The organism is Edaphovirga cremea (genome assembly GCF_003332275.1).
In the GTDB taxonomy this organism is placed as follows: domain Bacteria; phylum Pseudomonadota; class Gammaproteobacteria; order Enterobacterales; family Enterobacteriaceae; genus Edaphovirga; species Edaphovirga cremea.
Genome location: NZ_QOVA01000023.1, coordinates 21,870 through 41,400, shown reverse-complemented (window position 1 = coordinate 41,400; position 19,531 = coordinate 21,870). Strand labels below are relative to the sequence as shown.

At 50.0% G+C, this 19,531-nt stretch carries 14 protein-coding genes and 1 tRNA gene; 9 read left to right on the top strand and 6 right to left on the bottom strand.

Going from position 1 to position 19,531, the window contains the following annotated elements:
• Positions 1-9 precede the first annotated feature (9 nt).
• Positions 10-2,463: an acyl-CoA dehydrogenase FadE gene (gene fadE / locus DRI82_RS20135; protein ID WP_114195702.1), complete on the bottom strand. Its 2,454-nt coding sequence runs from the start codon at positions 2,461-2,463 to the stop codon at positions 10-12.
• Between the two features lie 238 nt (positions 2,464-2,701).
• Here fadE and lpcA point away from each other — a divergent pair, with 238 nt between their 5' ends.
• Both lpcA and DRI82_RS20125 read left to right on the top strand, forming a co-directional pair.
• Positions 2,702-3,283: a D-sedoheptulose 7-phosphate isomerase gene (gene lpcA, locus DRI82_RS20130; RefSeq protein ID WP_114195701.1), complete on the top strand. Its 582-nt coding sequence runs from the start codon at positions 2,702-2,704 to the stop codon at positions 3,281-3,283.
• Between the two features lie 41 nt (positions 3,284-3,324).
• Entirely contained in the window at positions 3,325-4,092 is a 768-nt protein-coding gene (locus DRI82_RS20125) for a class II glutamine amidotransferase (RefSeq protein WP_114195700.1), read from the top strand.
• On the opposite strand, the gene dpaA is transcribed toward DRI82_RS20125, so the two are convergent.
• Complete coding sequence (gene dpaA / locus DRI82_RS20120; RefSeq protein ID WP_114195699.1) at positions 4,063-4,785, bottom strand: peptidoglycan meso-diaminopimelic acid protein amidase; 723 nt, start codon at positions 4,783-4,785, stop codon at positions 4,063-4,065. The genes DRI82_RS20125 and dpaA overlap by 30 nt on opposite strands.
• Positions 4,786-5,098: 313 nt before the next feature.
• Here dpaA and dinB point away from each other — a divergent pair, with 313 nt between their 5' ends.
• A complete protein-coding gene (dinB, locus tag DRI82_RS20115) occupies positions 5,099-6,157 on the top strand; it encodes a DNA polymerase IV (RefSeq protein WP_114195698.1) in 1,059 nt (352 codons plus the stop codon).
• A 122-nt stretch (positions 6,158-6,279) separates the two neighbouring features.
• Here dinB and pepD read toward each other — a convergent pair whose 3' ends face one another.
• Positions 6,280-7,740 carry a beta-Ala-His dipeptidase gene (gene pepD / locus DRI82_RS20110; protein ID WP_114195697.1) on the bottom strand — a complete coding sequence of 487 codons (1,461 nt, stop codon included), beginning with the start codon at positions 7,738-7,740 and terminating at the stop codon, positions 6,280-6,282.
• A gap of 295 nt (positions 7,741-8,035) precedes the next feature.
• On the opposite strand from pepD, the gene gpt reads away from it, so the two are divergent.
• The 6 genes from gpt (at position 8,036) to DRI82_RS20080 (ending at position 13,141) form a co-directional block, all read left to right on the top strand.
• Entirely contained in the window at positions 8,036-8,494 is a 459-nt protein-coding gene (gpt, locus tag DRI82_RS20105; protein WP_114195696.1) for a xanthine phosphoribosyltransferase, read from the top strand.
• Between the two features lie 184 nt (positions 8,495-8,678).
• Positions 8,679-9,929: an esterase FrsA gene (gene frsA / locus DRI82_RS20100; RefSeq protein WP_114195695.1), complete on the top strand. Its 1,251-nt coding sequence runs from the start codon at positions 8,679-8,681 to the stop codon at positions 9,927-9,929.
• 61 nt (positions 9,930-9,990) lie between these two features.
• Positions 9,991-10,392, top strand: coding sequence for a sigma factor-binding protein Crl (gene crl / locus DRI82_RS20095; RefSeq protein ID WP_114195694.1), 402 nt, complete (start codon positions 9,991-9,993; stop codon positions 10,390-10,392).
• 141 nt (positions 10,393-10,533) lie between these two features.
• Positions 10,534-11,637: a glutamate 5-kinase gene (gene proB / locus DRI82_RS20090; RefSeq protein ID WP_114195693.1), complete on the top strand. Its 1,104-nt coding sequence runs from the start codon at positions 10,534-10,536 to the stop codon at positions 11,635-11,637.
• A 9-nt stretch (positions 11,638-11,646) separates the two neighbouring features.
• A complete protein-coding gene (proA, locus tag DRI82_RS20085) occupies positions 11,647-12,900 on the top strand; it encodes a glutamate-5-semialdehyde dehydrogenase (RefSeq protein ID WP_114195692.1) in 1,254 nt (417 codons plus the stop codon).
• 165 nt (positions 12,901-13,065) lie between these two features.
• Positions 13,066-13,141: transfer RNA gene (locus DRI82_RS20080), tRNA-Thr, on the top strand.
• A gap of 234 nt (positions 13,142-13,375) precedes the next feature.
• Here the strand turns inward: DRI82_RS20080 and DRI82_RS20075 are convergent.
• From DRI82_RS20075 to DRI82_RS20065, 3 genes are read right to left on the bottom strand one after another with little or no spacing between them, the layout of a single operon-like run.
• The gene (locus DRI82_RS20075) at positions 13,376-15,580 is read right to left on the bottom strand and encodes a DEAD/DEAH box helicase (RefSeq protein WP_114195691.1); all 2,205 of its coding nucleotides are present in this window, start codon (positions 15,578-15,580) and stop codon (positions 13,376-13,378) included.
• Positions 15,577-16,905 (bottom strand): ATP-binding protein, encoded by a 1,329-nt coding sequence (locus DRI82_RS20070; protein WP_114195690.1) that lies wholly within the window; start codon positions 16,903-16,905, stop codon positions 15,577-15,579. The genes DRI82_RS20075 and DRI82_RS20070 overlap by 4 nt, the downstream gene beginning before the upstream one ends.
• A 3-nt stretch (positions 16,906-16,908) precedes the next feature.
• Positions 16,909-19,248, bottom strand: a complete 2,340-nt coding sequence (locus tag DRI82_RS20065; RefSeq protein ID WP_114195689.1) for a tellurite resistance TerB family protein — start codon at positions 19,246-19,248, stop codon at positions 16,909-16,911.
• Between the last annotated feature and the right edge of the window lie 283 nt (positions 19,249-19,531).

Here is a 19,531-nt window from a genome sequence, read left to right as displayed (position 1 = left end):
GCCTGTAGATTACGCGGCTTCAGTTTGTTGCAGCGGTCTCTTTTCCTGCGCTTTCTCCGGCTTTTTTACTGCCAGTGCCTCTGGGTCAAAGTCATCTACGTTGATTGAACGCAGGCGACTCTCTTCGGCTTTCGACAGGATCTTCGCTTCCTCCGCGGTGATTCGTCCTTCCTCCAGACCACGCTGTGCCAGTTTATCCAGGCGGGTAAAGGGCAGGTTTTTACCGAGCTCTTTACATATACGCTGGTGAATGGGTTCTGCGGCAACAATGTCATGCAGGGCGGCTTCAAGCAGACCGGCAGGGTTGAACTCACTCGGCGTCAGGTATTGACCCCGACCAATACGGCTGCGGGTTTCAGATGGCACCTGTAACAGTTTCGCCAGTTGATGATCCAGATGGTCGGATGGGGCAGTACAGAAGCGCCCAACCGGGAAGATGGCAAAACGCATCACGCCAGCAACAAAACCATTCGGGAAGTTCAGCAGCAGATCGTCAATCGCCTGCTCAGCCTGATACAGGCAATCCTGTACGCACCAGTGTACCAGCGGCAGATCGGCCTCTTTGCGTCCTTCATCCTCATAACGTTTCAGCGTAGCGGTCGCCAGATACGTTTGGCTGAGAATGTCCCCCAGACGGGCGGAAATGCGCTCGCGACGTTTCAGACTTCCACCGAGTACACCCATTGACACATCTGCCAGCAACGCCAGATTGGCGCTCAACCGGTTGATCTGTTGGTAATAGCGGCGGGTAGCATCTTTCACCGGCACGCTGCTGGTACGGCCATCGGTCAGGCCGAGCCAGAAACTGCGAATTTTGTTGCTGCCAACGTGACCAAGGTGGCCGAATAGCGCCCGGTCAAAATTGTTGACGTTGTTTTCCTCGGCGGCGGCCATTTCGGTCAACACATAAGGATGACAACGGATGGCTCCTTGCCCGAAGATAATCATGCTGCGGGTCAGGATGTTGGCACCTTCTACGGTGATAGCGATCGGCGCACCCTGATAGTTTCGCGCAACGAAGTTTGATTCGCCGAGCATGATGCCTTTACCGCCAGTAATATCCATCGCGTCCATGACGGCGCGCTGGCCTCTGTGAGTACAGTGATATTTTACAATCGCCGACAGCACAGCCGGTTTCTCACCCTGCATAATTCCGGTCGTGATAAGCGTGGCGGCGGCGTCCATGAGATAGGCGTTACCGGCAATACGTGCCAGCGGCTCTTCAATCCCTTCCATTTTACCAATCGACACTTTGAACTGACGGCGGATATGGGCATAAGCGCCGGTCGCGAGCGCCAGAGACTTGAGGCTGCCAGTCGAGTTGGAGGGCAGGGTGATGCCGCGTCCTACCGACAGGCATTCCACCAGCATGCGCCAGCCTTGTCCGGCCATTTTCGGTCCGCCGATGATGTAATCGATAGGGACAAAAATGTCGTTGCCGCGCGTTGGTCCGTTCTGGAACGGCACGTTGAGCGGGAAGTGACGGCGGCCAATCTCGACTCCGTCGGTGTTGGTTGGAATCAGTGCGCAAGTGATACCCAAATCGGTGGTATCGCCCAGTAAATGCTCGGGATCCTGCAACTTGAACGCCAGACCGAGAACCGTGGCGATAGGTGCCAGCGTGATATAACGCTTGTTCCAGGTCAGACGCATACCCAGAACCTGCTCGCCATGCCAGTCACCCATACACACGATGCCGTAATCCGGGATGGCACCGGCATCGGAGCCTGCCTCCGGACTGGTCAGTGCGAAACAGGGGATTTCGAGACCTTTGGCCAGACGAGGCAGATAGTGGTCTTTCTGCTCCTCTGTACCATAATGTTGCAGTAATTCGCCGGGGCCGAGGGAGTTCGGCACGCCAACGGTGATAGCCAGAATACCGGACACGCCAGCCAGTTTTTGCAGAACGCGGGCTTGAGCATAGGCCGAGAACTCCAGACCGCCATACTCTTTCTTAATGATCATGGCGAAGAAACGGTGTTCTTTCAGATACGCCCACAGTTCCGGTGGCAGATCGGCCAATTCGTGGGTGATTTCGAAGTCGTTTGCCATGCGGCAGGCTTCTTCCACAGGGCCATCGATAAATGCCTGCTCTTCAGCAGTCAACTGAGGTTTAGGGTAATTATGCAGTTTTTCCCAGTCTGGCTTGCCGCGAAACAGTTCGCCTTCCCACCAGGTTGTACCCGCATCAATCGCTTCTTTTTCTGTGCGTGACATGGCGGGCATGACTTTCCGGAACATGCGTAAAGCCGGGCCAGAAAATAGGGCACGACGCAGGGGTAGCAGATTGAAAGGCAACAGAATCAGGGCCAATGGCAGTAACAGCCACAGCGTCCAGAGGTTAATTGCCCCCATAATGGCGGTATAGGCCAGCAGAATCAGACTGCTGAAATGGATATTCACGCGGTGGTAGAACAACGCGCTGATAACAACCAAAAACACAACGATACTGAGAACTATCATTTTGAAGCTCCTGAGTAGTAGGAGGTCTGACCTGTTGGAGTGATGTAAATGTTTTAGTTTATGTGCAGGTCTTTATCAATATATTTACATCTTAATTACAACTTAGCTCACAATCTGACAGCATTAAAAATCAAAAGCCATGTAAGAGGCAGATCACAGAGCTTCTCGCTGTATGCGTGATCCGGTACACTTGAGCGCGGAAGATTGTTGATGCCACAGGACATAAAAAGAGGCTGCCATGTACCACGATTTAATCCGTAGTGAATTGAACGAAGGCGCTGAAACACTGAAGAATTTCCTCAGTGATGACGCGAATATCGACGCGATCCAACGTGCTGCCATTTTATTGGCCGACTCCTTCAAAGCGGGCGGGAAAGTGATCTCCTGCGGTAACGGGGGCTCCCATTGTGACGCCATGCATTTTGCTGAAGAGCTGACTGGCCGTTATCGTGAGAACCGTCCTGGCTATCCGGCGATTGCCATTTCCGACGTGAGTCACCTTTCCTGCGTCAGTAATGATTTTGGCTATGATTTTGTTTTTTCCCGCTATGTTGAGGCGGTTGGGCACTCTGGCGACGTACTGTTCGGTATCTCCACCTCGGGAAATTCTGCCAACGTACTGAAAGCGATTGATGCCGCGCGCGCCAAGGGGATGAAAGTCATCACCCTGACCGGTAAAGATGGTGGCAAGATGGCCGATCTGGCTGATGTGGAAATCCGCGTACCGCATTTTGGTTACGCTGACCGTATTCAGGAAATCCATATCAAAGCGATCCATATCCTGATTCTGCTGATCGAAAAAGAGATGGCGGGTAACTAATAACCGCTTGTGCGGTGTTGTAGACGTAGAGGAGGCAGGCGATGTGCGAATTGCTCGGGATGAGCGCTAATGTACCTACCGATATCTGTTTCAGTTTTACCGGTCTGGTGCAGCGAGGTGGTCGGACAGGCCCTCATAAAGATGGTTGGGGCATTACGTTCTACGAAGGCAATGGCTGTCGTACCTTCAAGGATCCGCAGCCCAGTTTCAATTCGCCCATTGCCCGTCTGGTGCAGGACTATCCGATCAAGTCCTGCGCCGTGATTTCGCATATCCGCCAGGCTAACCGTGGCGAAGTGGCGCTGGAGAACACGCACCCTTTTACGCGCGAACTGTGGGGGCGCAACTGGACTTACGCCCATAACGGTCAACTGCGCGGCTACCGCCAGCTCGATACCGGCAATCTGCGTCCAGTAGGCCAGACCGACAGCGAGTATGCCTTTTGTTGGTTACTGCATGAATTGACGCAGCGTTATCCGCGGACGCCCGGCAACTGGCCCGCCGTATTCCGCTTTATTGCCTCGCTGGCCGATCAACTGCGGGAAAAAGGCGTTTTCAATATGTTGCTGTCGGATGGGCGGTTTGTCATGGCCTACTGTTCAACCAACCTGTATTGGATTACCCGCCGCGCACCTTTTGGCAAAGCGACGTTGCTGGATCAGGATGTGGAAATTGATTTTCAGCGGCAGACAACGCCGAATGATGTGGTAACGGTTATCGCGACGCAACCTCTGACGGGCAACGAAACCTGGCACAAGATTGCGCCAGGTGAATTCGCATTATTTTGTTTCGGTGAGCGCGTACTGTGATGCTGGCGCTGAAGTGAGGATCGGGCGGTTAAGTACATACTGCCCATTCACTACACCAATGCTTGGCGGCTGGCTATTCTTGACGAAGTATTCATAGCCCGGCTGCAATTGACGCCAGAACTTGGCGTAAGTTGACGAGCGATGACGCTGCATATTCGATTCAGTCATGCGGAACGGATAAATACTGATGTCCACGTTACCTTGCCCATTGCGGAAGGCGGCTTGCACATAAGTGAAAATTTCATCCATGTAGGCGTTGGTCATGGCATAACAGCCAATCGATTTGCATTCGCCATGAATCATCAAATATTTGCCGGAATAGCCTTGCGCTTCATCATAGGCGTTGGGATAACCGATATTGATGGCACGGTAGAAGCGGCTGTCAGGCTTCATGTGGCGCATATCCACGCTGTAGAAACCTTCCGGACTTTTGAAATCCCCTTCGCGGCGTTTCGGACCCAATCCGCCAGAGAAATTACAAATGCGGTAGCTACCGACTAAACGGAAGTTATTGCCGAGTTTGGCGTACAACTCAAGCGTGCGTTCTTCTTTGAAGATCTGGATATAAACAGGTGAACCCAATAATTGCTGTTTCAGCGTCGGGTTTACCGGTACCTGATCGCTGGCAGAACTGCTCCACGATACCAAAGGCATACAGATTAGCATCGCAAGCATCAGCGCGATTTTGCCCATTATTATTCCTGCGTATTAATATTTTTATTTGCCTTATGGGATGAAAACCCCGTTCAGCATGCCACTGTTTTGAACCTTTCCCGCATGGATATAGGTAGGTTCTTATTTTTCCTTTCGGAGAAGTCCATATTAATCGTGATTTGATAATTATCAATGGTACTAAAAACATTATTCACGATGAATTACGCAAAACAGAACAAAAAGATCATTAATTTACCGTTCATGACGTAATCAGCACCCCCAACCCGATCTTCTTCGACTTGAGCATTCATATTGCCAACTGTATACTTATACAGTAATGGAGAGAGGGACTATGCGTAAAATCATTCACGTTGATATGGATTGCTTCTTCGCAGCGGTAGAAATGCGCGACGATCCAAGCCTGCGCGATATTCCTATCGCCATCGGCGGCAGCCGCGATCGACGTGGGGTGATCAGCACAGCAAACTATCCGGCGCGTAAATATGGCGTCCATAGCGCAATGCCAACCGGCATGGCCTTGAAACTCTGCCCGCACCTGAAAGTGATCCCCGGACGGATGGAGGCATATAAAGAAGCCTCACTGCATATCCGCCAAATCTTCTCCCGTTATACCGATCTGATTGAGCCGCTGTCTTTGGACGAGGCTTTTCTCGATGTGTCCGAAACCACCCAATGTAGCGGTTCAGCGACGCTGATTGCGCAAGAGATCCGCCAGGCCATTTGGGATGAGCTCAACCTCACTGCGTCAGCGGGCATTGCCCCGATCAAATTTCTTGCCAAAATAGCCTCCGACTTGAACAAACCCAACGGTCAGTACGTGATTCCGCCGGATAAGGTGGCCGATTTCATTCGCACCTTGCCGTTACGCAAGATCCCTGGCGTGGGGAAAGTAACGGCCAGGCGACTGGAAGAGGTGGGATTACTGACCTGCGCCGATGTACAGAAATACGATTTGGCGCTGTTGCTGAAAAAGTTTGGCAAGTTTGGCCGGATATTGTGGGAACGCTGTCAGGGGATTGACGAGCGGGAAATATCATCTGAGCGCTTGCGTAAATCGGTTGGGGTTGAGCGCACGCTGGCTGAAGATATTCACGATTGGTCAAGTTGTGAAGCGCTGATTGATTCCCTGTATGAAGAGTTGGAAATGCGCCTGAGACGGGTGAAGCCCGATCTGCACATTGCGCGACAGGGTGTGAAGCTGAAGTTTCATGATTTCCAGCTCACGACGCAGGAACATGTCTGGCCGGTGCTGAATAAGGCGGATCTGCTGGTTGTGGCGAAGCAGGCGTGGGAACAGCGGCGGGCAGGGCGTGGCGTCCGGTTGGTGGGGTTGCACGTCACCTTGCTGGATCCGCAAATCGAGCGGCAATTGGTTCTGACCTGGGAATAGCGTGATATCTGTCGTTGAGAAAGACGTCGTAGACATCCTCGGAGGGTACGAGTCAAAAAAGGGCGGAGCAAAAACTAAACTCCGCCATTTTATTTCTCACCAGACTGCAACGCTAACGCGCATCAGGCTTTTTCAGGAATCGCTTTCAGCAGTGCCGTCAGCAGTTTCCAGTATTGACCAACGCTTTCGATATGAACTTGCTCATCTGGCGAGTGTGGACCCGTGATGGTTGGCCCGATAGACACCATATCCATTTCTGGATACGGCTTCTTGAACAGACCGCACTCCAGACCAGCGTGAATCACCATGATGTTCGGCGTTTTGTTAAACAGCTTTTGATAGGTTTCACGGACCAGATGCATAACCGGGGAGTCAGCATCGGGCTGCCAGCCTGGGTAACCGCCTTTTGGAGCAGTTTGCGCATTTGCCAACTGGCCGATAGCGGTCAGCATGCCAACGACGTACTCTTTTCCGCTGTCGATCAGCGAACGAATCAGGCAGATGATCTGCGCCTCGTTGTCGTTCATTGTTACGACACCCACGTTCAATGACGTCTCAACCACGCCTTTCACCGCGTCGCTCATACGAATCACACCGTTCGGTGTGGCATTCAGCAGCGCCAGCAGACGGTTCTGGCTGTCTTTGTTCAACGCCTGAGCCTGGCTTTCTTGTGGTTCCAGCAGGACGTTGAGATTCTTTTCTTTGGCAATCAATTCGTTTTTCAGCACGGCCAGATAATCCTGGCTCAGTGCTTTCAGCGTATCGACTTTATCAGCGGCAATGGCGAGGGTTGCGAAGGCTTCACGAGGAATGGCATTGCGCAGCGTACCGCCATTCAGATCCAGAATGCGCAGATCCAATGCCGGCGCCTGTTCAAACAGGAAGCGCGCCAGAAGCTTGTTGGCATTTCCCAGACCGAGGTGGATATCGCCACCAGAGTGGCCGCCTTTCAGACCCTTAACGGTCAGTTTCAGCGTGGTATAACCTGCCGGAACCGCTTCGCGTTGCAGTGGCAGCGTGGTGATGAAATCAATCCCCCCTGCGCAACCCATGTAGATTTCACCTTCTTCTTCCGAATCGGTGTTGATCAGAATTTCGCCCTGTAACCAGCCAGCCTGCAAACCAAATGCGCCATCCATTCCGGCTTCTTCGGTCATGGTGAGCAGCACTTCCAGCGGGCCATGCTCCACACTGTCGTCAGCGAGAACAGCCAGCGCAGACGCCATGCCGATCCCATTGTCGGCACCCAGCGTCGTGCCGCGAGCCTTGATCCATTCGCCATCAATGTAGGGCTGAATGGGATCTTTGGTAAAATCATGCACCGTATCGTTATTTTTCTGCGGCACCATATCAAGGTGCGCCTGCAGTACGACCGGTTTACGCTTTTCCATGCCTGTGGTCGCGGGCTTGCGCAGCAGAATGTTACCTACCTGATCGCGCTCGACGTGGATACCTTTCTCTTTCGCCCAGTCGACGATGTGCTTTGCCAGCTCTTCTTCATGGTACGAAGGATGTGGAATGGAACAGATTTTGGCAAAAATATCCCACAGTGGTTGTGGTGATAATTGAGACAGTTCAGACACAGTGAGTCTCCTGTGACAGCATGCTCATATTGGCCTTTCTCTTGCATGGAAAGAGTTGAGATGCTGCGGGTTTTAGGGTTAATGACCACCCACCATATAACATGGCGTGATGGAAAAAGAATATCACTTTCTGATAACCCGCGCGCGTCCGACACGGTTAAATCGCGGGGAAAATGACCTGACGCGTGAAGATAATCGCTGGTTTTTATGGCGGTAGCTCTCTATAATCTCGCGCAACCTTTTTTCCCCTGAATACATGTTAAGCCGACGCTTCTCCGGCTGGGATCAGATTGCTATGAGTGAAAAATACGTTGTTACCTGGGATATGTTGCAAATGCAGGCCCGCAAGCTGGCGCACCGTCTCCTTCCTGCTGAAAAGTGGACTGGCATTATCGCGGTAAGCCGCGGTGGATTGGTTCCTGCTTCTCTGTTGGCGCGTGAATTGGGCATCCGTCACGTCGATACCGTCTGTATTTCCAGCTACGACCATGATAATCAGCGCGAGATGAGAGTGATCAAGCGTGCTGAGGGTGATGGTGAAGGTTTCATCGTGATTGACGATCTGGTTGATACCGGCGGTACAGCCAAGGCAATTCGTGAAATGTATCCGAAGGCGCATTTCGTGACCATTTTCGCCAAACCAGCCGGTCGTCCACTGGTTGATGACTACGTGGTAGACATCCCGCAGGACACCTGGATTGAGCAGCCGTGGGATATGGCAGTGACGTTTGTTCCACCTATTGGCGGTAGATAACCTGTTCTGACGCCCGGCATTACCGGGCGTTTTTCATTCCTCTTCCCATATATCCACCTGCTTTTTGTGTTTTCAGCATTCTATTGCGCCAGCGTTTCATTTCTTGGGTCTAAATTTGCTACACTCCGCTCCATGCAAGGCTGCACTCGCACCTTTTTGTAGGTTTATGGAGGTTGTAGTTGCTATGTCGCAGGCCAATTTAAGTGAAACACTGTTCAAACCCTCATTCAAACACCGTGAGACGTCGACGCTGGTCGTTCGCGCGCACCATCAAATGAAATCGCCGGGTATCCATTCCGCGTTGGATGGTGATACCACCGAACATTGGTACCGGATGCTCAATCGCCTGATGTGGACCTGGCGCGGCGTTGATCCGTTGGAAATGGAAGAAGTGTTGTCGCGCATTGCGGTTTGTACTGCCGAACACAGCGATGCAAACCTGCTGGATACCGTCGTTGGCTACCGTAGCGGTAACTGGATTTATGAATGGTCCCAGCAGGCCATGCAATGGCAGCAAAAAGCGTTGGACGCGAGTGACAAAGATCAGGCCAGTGAATACTGGATGAAAGCGGCCAATTTATACAGTATCGCCGGTTATCCGCACCTGAAAGGGGACGATCTGGCCGAGCAGGCTGAAGTGCTGGCGAACCGCGCGTTCGAGGAAGCCGCCAAGCATTCGCCTTATGAACTCAAAGAGATCGATTTCAAGATCCCTGGCGGATCCGACATTACCGGTTTCCTGCATCTACCGAACAAGAGCGGTGCGCCATTTCCAACCATCTTGATCTGTGGCGGCCTGGATATGCTCCAGAGCGATCACTATCGCCTGTTCCGCGATTATCTGGCACCGCTGGGTATCGCGATGCTCACGATCGATATGCCGTCGATTGGTTTCTCATCGCGCTGGAAACTGACGCAAGACACCAGTTTCCTGCACCAACAAGTATTGATGCAGTTACCGAACATTGCGTGGGTGGATCATCTGCGCGTTGGCGTATTTGGTTTCCGTTTTGGCGCCAACGTGGCGGTACGCCTCGGCTATCTGGAATCGAAACGCATCCGCGCTATCGCCTGTTTCGGCCCGGTGGTACATAGCCTGATGTGCGATAGCCGTCGTCAATCAGGCGTGCCGGATATGTATATGGATGTGCTGGCCAGTCGGATTGGTATGGCAACGGCCACGGATGCTGCACTGAGAGTTGAGATGAACCGCTATTCGTTGAAAACACAGGGGTTGCTTGGCCGTCGCTGCCCAACGCCGATATTGTCAGGGTATTGGGACAAAGATCCGTTCAGCCCGAAAGAAGAGTCGAAACTTATTGTCTCGTCTTCGTGCGAAGGCAAACTGCTGCATATTCCCACTCAACCGCAGTATGAAAGCTTCCATCACGCGCTGGAAGAGGTCTGTCAGTGGTTAAAAGCAAAAATTGACTGATTAAAGGTTGCTAATATTTATTGGTTTGCTAAAAAGGATCGCCAACATAAGGAGGTTGAATATGACATTACCGAGTGGACACCCTAAAAGCCGACTAATGAAACGCTTCAACGCTTTGGGACCCTACCTGCGCGAAGGGCAGTGCCAGAACGACCAGTTTTTCTTTGATTGTTTAGCTGTGTGTACCAATGTGAAGCCTGCTCCGGAAAAGCGTGAGTTCTGGGGCTGGTGGCTGGAGCTGCAAGCTGAACCCAAACGCTTCACTTATGTTTATCATTATGGTCTATTTGACAAAGATGGCAGTTGGAAGCAGCAAAAGATCAAGGATGCGGAAGTTCAGGATAAATTGGAAACGACGCTGAGTGTCTTTCACCATCGCCTGAAAGCGCTTCTGGTCGAAATGGAGTTGGGGCTTGAACCCGCCGATGATTTCTCTGGCGAACCGATAAAAACACCTGCCTGACAGATTTCGTTCTGTTAAATTCCTACTATTGATGCTTTTTCGCGTTATGCCTGTTGGCATAACGCTTCTCTCCTGTTACAAAGACCTTTACAACACTAGACCTTAGCAACCTTCTTTTTCGACTCCAACGGCAGACAAATTATGAGCGGCAGCCAGACATTGGTTGTAAAACTGGGCACCAGCGTGCTCACCGGCGGTTCACGCCGCCTCAACCGGGCTCACATTGTTGAACTGGTGCGTCAATGCGCCCAGCAACATGCAGCCGGGCATCGTATTGTTATTGTTACGTCTGGGGCAATTGCTGCCGGGCGCGAACATCTTGGTTACCCCGAATTACCCGCCACTATTGCATCCAAGCAACTGTTGGCGGCGGTGGGGCAGAGTCGGCTGATTCAACTGTGGGAACAGCTCTTTTCAATTTACGGCATACACGTCGGGCAGATGCTGTTGACCCGCGCCGATCTTGAAGATCGCGAGCGTTTCCTGAATGCTCGTGACACCATGCGCGCACTGCTGGACAACCACATCGTTCCGGTTATCAACGAAAACGATGCAGTGGCGACGGCTGAAATCAAAGTCGGTGATAACGACAATTTGTCTGCGCTGGCCGCGATCCTCGCCGGTGCCGATAAATTGCTGCTGTTGACCGATCAGGCTGGCTTATACACCGCCGATCCACGTAAAAACCCGGATGCCGAGTTGATCCGTGAAGTCTCCGGTATTGATGACGCGCTGCGCGGTATTGCCGGTGACAGCGTTTCTGGCCTTGGTACCGGCGGCATGGCCACCAAACTGCAAGCGGCAGACGTCGCCTGTCGTGCTGGTGTCGACGTAATTATCGCCGCAGGCAGTAAGCAGGGTGTGATCGGTGACGTGATTGCCGGTGTTTCAGTCGGGACGCGTTTCCGGGCGTTGGAGACACCGCTGGAAAACCGCAAACGCTGGATTTTTGGTGCTCCTCCTGCGGGAGAAATCACGGTCGATGATGGTGCCGTCTCCGCCATACTGGAGCGCGGCAGTTCGCTGCTACCGAAAGGGATCCGTGAAGTGCGCGGTGATTTCTCCAGGGGAGAGGTTATCCGCATCCGCAATGTGCTGGGGCGCGATCTGGCGCACGGTGTGACGCGCTACAACAGCGATGCCATGCGCCTGATTGCCGGGCATCACTCCCAGCAGATCAGCGATATTCTGGGTTACGAATACGGTCCGGTGGCCGTTCACCGCGACGATATGATTGTCAGTTAAGGAGATCCCATGCTGGAACAGATGGGCAAGGCCGCCAAGCAGGCCTCCTACCAGTTAGCCGTACTGAGTACGGCGAAGAAGAATCAGGCGCTGGCGGTTATCGCTGACCTGATTGAAGCCGAAAGTGACACTATTCTGCGGGCCAATGAGCTGGATGTGACCGCAGCGCGTGAAGCCGGAATGAGCGAAGCGCTGCTTGATCGATTGCTGCTGACGCCCGCACGTTTGGCCGCTATTGCCAACGACGTGCGTCAGGTGTGCAAGTTGCACGATCCCGTCGGCCATGTGATTGATGGCAACCTGCTGGACAGTGGCCTGAAACTTGAGCGTCGGCGTGTTCCGCTCGGCGTTATCGGGGTGATTTACGAAGCGCGCCCCAATGTGACCATTGACGTCGCCAGCCTGTGCCTGAAAACCGGGAATGCGGTGATTTTGCGTGGCGGTAAAGAGACACATCACACCAATCAAGCTACGGTGAAAGTGATTCAAGTAGCGCTGGAACGCTGTGGGCTGCCTGCCGCTGCGGTGCAGGCGATTGATAATCCGGATCGCGCGCTGGTCAATGAATTGCTGCGTCTCGATCGCTACGTCGACATGCTGATCCCGCGTGGCGGCGCGGCGTTGCACAAGCTTTGCCGCGAACAGTCGACCATTCCGGTGATCACCGGGGGTATCGGTGTATGTCATATTTTTGTTGATGACAGCGTCGATATCGACAAGGGATTGACCGTTATCGAGAACGCCAAAGTACAGCGCCCCAGTGCCTGTAACAGCGTTGAGACCTTGCTGGTGCATCAAGACGTTGCCGCAACGTTCCTGCCTGCGCTGAGTAGCAAAATGGCGACTGCTGGCGTGACGCTGCACGCCAGTGCCTCTGCGATGCCTTATCTGGAAAGTGGCGCGGCGAAGGTGGTTGACGTCAAAGAAGAAAACTACAGCGATGAATGGCTGTCGAACGATCTCAACGTCACGCTGGTGGATGGGCTTGAAAGTGCAGTGGATCATATTCGCACTTACGGCACCGCACATTCCGACGCGATCCTGACCCGTTCACTGAGCAATGCCGAACGCTTCGTGCGCGAAGTGGATTCCTCGGCGGTGTATGTGAATGCCAGCACCCGTTTCACCGATGGCGGCCAGTTTGGTTTAGGCGCGGAAGTGGCGGTCAGCACGCAAAAACTTCACGCCCGCGGCCCGATGGGACTCGACGCCCTGACCACCTACAAGTGGATCGGATACGGCGACGATCTGGTGCGCCCGTAACGCCAGAACGCCCCTGATATTTCCCCGCTGCCTGACACTCTGGCAGTGGGGAAACCTTAGTATTGATAAGGTGATGATAAAAGCAGCATACGCGCGTCAGCCTCTTGACTTGCCCGGTATTTTTCAATAATTTGTCACACCGTAGTAGCACGCACACGTCTCAAAGCCGATATAGCTCAGTTGGTAGAGCAGCGCATTCGTAATGCGAAGGTCGTAGGTTCGACTCCTATTATCGGCACCATCATTTCACTCGCTCATCAATAAATTATAATATTATCAATAGATTATAGCTTTCCATCTCTCATTTTTCTGCCACAGTCCATACAAATCCCCCGCAGACAACAGTTGAAGCGGGTACAAAACCGGGTACCTTAATTTGGTGGTGGGTACTTTGAAATAGAGAATGACGGATCTTACCCGTGCAATGATTGGTCACGAATCACTATCGATCGGTGACAGTCTACGCTATAGATAATCAGTTTTTGCAGAACTCCTTGTGCAACCAACGACTAACGCAACCAATATCAAAGGCCCTTTGCCCATAACCCTGAGTAAGTAAATCATCCGGTAAATACTCATCATATTTCTCAAGGTGCTTTTCAGGAACACCGTGTGCCAGTTCAGACTCAGACGGTAACCCTCTCTGAAGTGCTTTGACTAGCGATTGTTTCACGTCAGCTACTGTTGCTTTTTCAACTTCTATGATCCCCGCGTAAGAGCCGGTTTTAAAACCGCTTTGGAGCAATAATGCCGAGAGAGTGTTAACCGTTTTGTCTCCCATCCAGGGAAGAATATATGTACGCTGTCCATGCTGAATAAAACTTTCAGACCTAAGATTACTGGCCTGAAAATAATGATGCCCTTCACCAAACAATCCTCTTGCTGTTGAATCAATAAAATCGACTTTATGCTCACCCATTACAATTCGATAATCACCTTCACAATAGATTTTATACATTTCCTGCCTGACGACATCATGGACAGACATGCCCTCACCGCCAAAAGAGGGGGGCTGCCCTCCCTTTGTCGCAGTAACGAAAATAATTTTTTTATCACAATCAATCTCAGTCACTTTCCAACGGCGACCAGCAAAAATAATATGCTGTTCAGGTATTATTGGTGAATCCACTGGTATAGAACCGAGCGTTTTACTGCCTGCCACAATACGAAATTCTTCTGGAGTATTGAATACAGCATAAAAAGTATACTTATTGACTAACTGTTCACCTTCGATACCTAGCACCAGTTCTCCACTGGACAGTTGTGTTAAAAACTGAAGCGCTCCCATATGCTGTAGCAGCATTCTGAAGTGAGTACTTGTAACCTGCTGAAATGGGCCACTTTGGCACAATTGTGAATAGAGTTGCTCTGCACGCACTCCGCCCCATTGTGCTGTTATAGCGAGTATCTGATGAAGCAAAGTGGAATAGTGCGGCTGACAGGTATCTGCGGGTTCAAACCATTTATTGGCGACAAGCAAACGTATCATCGCCAACGATTGGACTAGTTGTAAACGTAATTGATCAACAAGCCCAGAAGAGGGAATCAGTTCATTCTCAGTAATTAACATCCTTAGAATGGCGGGCGAGCCACGTCTTCCTGAACGCCCCATCCGCTGACGAAGACTGGATACGGAGTGGGGGACAGTCACCTGAATTACGGAATTAACTTTACCTATATCAATTCCCAGTTCCAGTGTCATGGTACAAATGGCAGTGGTGGGCAAATCCCCTTTCTGGAGACGGAACTCAAGCGTTTCACGTAGTTCTTTTGATAGCGATCCATGGTGAGGGAAAAACTCGTTTGGAACGATGTTTGCTTCGCTTAAGTCGCTGAGTGATGCCGCGATGCTTTCTGTTCGTTTGCGGCTGTTGGCAAAGATGAGATGTGAATCACCGCGACACAATCTGAAAAGGTCGTGGCATATCTGCTCTTCTGATGAGGGCGGATATTTATCAGCAGTATTTGTTAAAGGCTCAAGATAGCCTTTGACCTGAACTCTAAAAGTTGAATGGTTATGGTTATCTGTCACTATTTCACAGGGGAAATTCTGGTTCGGTCTTAAAGATAAAGGAATTTTTTCCAAGTCCCCCAGAGTTGCACTCAATGCGACTCTGGGTATTGGGGTATCCAGCCTCCCCAGTAAATGTTCCAGTCGGTTTAGCAGGGAAAGAAGCTGCATTCCCCGCTCTGCACCAATAAATGCGTGAAATTCATCAATAACGATATACGATAACTTAGCAAAAGCCTGCTTCAGCCAACTGGAAGAGCGGATCAATAATGCTTCCAATGATTCAGGGGTGATTAACAAAATGCCGGAAGGATTTTTTTTAGCTCTGATCTTTTTGCTCTGGGCAACATCGCCGTGCCAGGGCGTGATCGACATTTCTAGTACTTCTCCCAGACTTTCCAACCGCCGGTATTGGTCATTAATTAGCGCTTTTAATGGGCTGATGTATAAAATACCAAAGCTGCTTTGAATATCAGCAATGGCAGAACAGGCGGGCAAGAAAAAGGCCTCTGTTTTTCCTGCCGCCGTTGATGCACTGATCAGCACATCGCGATCGCCAGCTAAAACAGGAAGGATGGCTTTTTTCTGGATCTCTCGGAGATCTTTCCAGCCTTGTTTAAATACCCATTTCTGTACACGCGGATCTAGCTTCCGATATTCATCTGTCATAGTCTGAAATCTGCCAGTCCATCGTCGTCTACATTACAGTTATCTGCGTCAGCGGCAATATCGATATCCATATCGCTTGGTTTATCTTCTTTTACATCCATTGTTGTAATTAGCTGCGACCAGTGAATCGCGGGGTTTTGTTCCAGAACCGCGAGCATATCCAGAAATGCTTTAATTGTATTTCTTGGTGTACGAAAGTAAGCATCACCAATTGTATTGCTACAGTGATGCAAAAAAGCCGTCAGAGCCTCATCAGGGACAAGGTATTTATCTTCTTCGCCACCGGCAAATACATGACGCAGGTTTTTTAACAAAATATACAGTTCTTCCGGCGTCAAGCTGGCTAAATGGAGGGCTGGTGCAGAATAATCGATAACCCCTGCTCGTTGGGCGAAATTATTTTCCGCAAGACGGGATTGCAATGCTTCATAACTGTATAACCCTTTGCGTGGGTCGAAAAGGAACTCTGGCGTTCCGCCAAGCAAAAAACCGATATGTTCCGCCGTACCCTGTAAGCAGTCATTCAGAATCCGCAATATTTGTTCGTAGTTAGAGACTCTTACCTGCGTATTATTGAGCTTGTAGAGATTAACCATCTCATCAAGACTCACCAGCAAGCCAGCGTATCCGGCCTGGCGGGTAAAAAGACTCATCAATTTTAGCGCATCGTAAAAAGAGGCATCAGAGATAATAGTACGTACACCTAAATCATTTCTAGCGTCTGTCTTAGTAGTGTACTCCCCTCTTAACCAGCGGATCGCGTTCGATTTTAGAACTTCATTATCCTGCTCATGGCCCGTCCAGTAACATTCAATAACTTTGGCAAAGTCATATCCGCCAACAAGATCGGATAATGTAGCAAGTTTCTGATGAATCACCATTGGGACATCGACCCCCTTGACTTCGGCTTCTTTCCTCGCCTCAGTGACAAAGCGTTCAACCACGCTCAATAATGCATTGCCATCCGGTTTGTTTCGGGTAGATAAATTTTTCATTAGCTCAGAGTAGAGATTGCGCGATTGCCCTCCCGAAGCGTGGATACGGCGATCCGGGGATAAATCGGCATGCACCGTTACCAGCTTTTTCTCCAAAGCAATGGAGCGAACCACGCTTAAAAAGAACGTCTTGCCGGAACCATATTCACCGATAATCAAACGAAATCCTGCACCACCATCAGCGATGCGTTCAATGTCCTGATATAACGCTTTGAGTTCATTGACCCGGCCAACCTGAATATGTTGAATTCCAATCTTCGGGGTGACCCCCGATTTTAACGACTGAATAATGGCGTCTTTCTCTTTGAGACGAATACGAATACCAGACATTAGTTATCCTTTCAGTTCTTGTGCAATTTCCAGGTCCACGTAAATATCATCGTCATCATCCAGAACCGGTGCCTCAACCTGTTCGTAAGACCAGTCGTTGATAGTTTCTATCGCGCCGTTTACCATCAGTCCAAGCTGATGACACAGTTCCATAACCTCATTTCTTGCCCACTTATCTTTCTCACTTAATTGGTTATAAAGTTGACGATGAGCCTCATCAAGTCTGCCTGATGTCGGTTGAGGAACAGATGACACTCTCTGAAAAGGTTCTCCAGGTTCGTTGTTGACAAAGATAGAGTTCAGCAAACTATGAACATCTTTGGTTTCTGACTCATGCCGTGCAAGAATATTTTCGTTGAGAGAGAATTCTTTTCCCGCTTTAGATGTGACGGAAGTCGCCGATGACATTTTTTTAGATGTTGAAAAACGGTGTATAGCACCGGTCACTAAGCTGCTATCAAGACCCAGACTGATGTAGATTTTTTCCAGTTGTTTAATTTCTGTGGATGCAATTTTGCCATCGGCACAGGCGACATTGACAATAATTTCGCCAACAGCTGATTTCTCGTTATCACTAAGTTTTTCAATTCTGTCTTTCAGACCCGCCATATTGGCTGGCGTATTAAGACGCCAAATAAGGTAGGCATGTAAAGAAAGCTTTTCAGTCGGTGAAAATGTGATGTCATGATCGATAAGCCGCTGCAATATATCTCGTTCCGATGCATCAACATGATTATCGATTTGTGCGACCAGTGCACCTAGTCGTAACGCCACAGAAACAGAAGTAAACCCGGCTGAAGGCTCAAAAAATTCACCATGTCCTTTTGCGAACAAAACGATATAGCCATCAGGCTCTGGTTTAGAGTGATGATATCGAGTATCCGGTGCAACACCATATCCCGCTTTTTGGGCAAAGCTCTGAATGAGTTCCGCTTCCTTTTTATTGATTTTTTCTGGAGCAGATATACCCAGGCATGACCAAAACTCAGCAACTGACGCTAACCCACTATGGTTATTGATTTGCTCGTCGGCCCATACTCTAAAATATGCGATTAATTGCTCAGCGCTTTCAGAAAGGATTTCATCGGGAAGTAGCATCACGGCAGCAATATCACTTCGTGATGTGCCTTTTTTACCAAGATAACGACTGTAAGCATTCAGATCGGTGGTACAGGATTCTGCGATCAAAACAAGTTTTTGAACGGGGGCTCTCAAAACACTGGGATCAGGCAGATCAAATTGTTCAAAGCGTACATCTCTGATAGTACTGCTGGCGGGTTTATATTCCAGTTTTAATCGAGTCTTATTCGGTTTAACGATAAGACCAGCGCCAAATTTTCTGAGGTAGCGCTGTTTAAATAACACGGCGAATTCATCAGCGCATCGACGAGCAGGAGTCCGCAAGGCATATTCGGTATAATATTTGACCCATGCCAGCGCTAGTTCGGCGGGAACAGGATTCCCCTGCTCGACTGTGGTCGCGAGGTGATACTGGAATAACAAAGAGCTTTCAGAGGAAAGAAGTTCATCTTTATCTTCAACATAAGCAACGCCAGGTCTGAGAAGCGACATAACCTCAATTAGCCGAGTTGAGTATGCCCGGAAAGAATGATTTACCTGAAAAAGGCTTCTCAGACGCTTTACTTCGTCAAAAAGAGCTCTGAACTCAATATCAGAAACGGTATCTTGTGCTCCATCAACAAGGATCCTACGTTCAATACCATAAAAATAAATAAAAACATAACCGATGGGACAGGATGCATCGCAACGATCGCTTGCAAGCCAGTCAAGATAGGCACCACGACAGCGGGGGGATAATAGTGCGAATCTGGGCCAGTAGCTGAGCGACTCATCTTCGTAGTGTCTTGTGCCAGCGCAAATTGTGAGGGCGTCGTTAACCAGCGACGCTTCAGTACTATCATCGTGATAATAGCCATTGTCATTAGAGGAATGTGTGGATTTTAATCGCCCTCCATAATAAAAATTCCCTTGGTTAATAACGATATTTTGGATGGTTACGCTTTCTCCCGGCCTTACCCATCGACCTTTTGTCTTATTTTCCCGAACTGTGGTATGGGTTGGTGCCCTGTCAACTGCAATATATTCTGAAAGTTGCCCGTCGATTAGGGTGAAAGTGGCGAGGTCATCATCGTCAACGGAGTGAGAGTATTGAGAAGCATTTCTTTTCACTGTTCTGACCGGAGTTGATGAAGGGGAATGGTCGGAAATGCGATTTTTTTTTGTGGCATTAATGCCTGTTTGTCGTATGTTTGGCGGTTTTTCCTTTTTGAAAAACAGCAAATAAATGACAAACACACCGATGAAAAACAACCAAGCTTCCATGCCAGTAATCCTCGATACATGGATATAACTCCACGACTTTTTGGCTGGCAAACCAAAGGGACTTACATGTCCTTTGGGTTAACCAGTTATGGGGTGTAAAATTTGAATATCATGCATATACATGCATAGTATCCTAGGAAGATAAGAAGAGTGGAAGTGCGTATCATCAAAGATTCTTTACTTTCGCATACAGCTACTGATTATTAGCCGTTATCGATGTGTACGTGAGGGAATGTCTGGACATCTGTGTGGGTGTAAAATGCCTATCTCAGCGCGCCCGAAA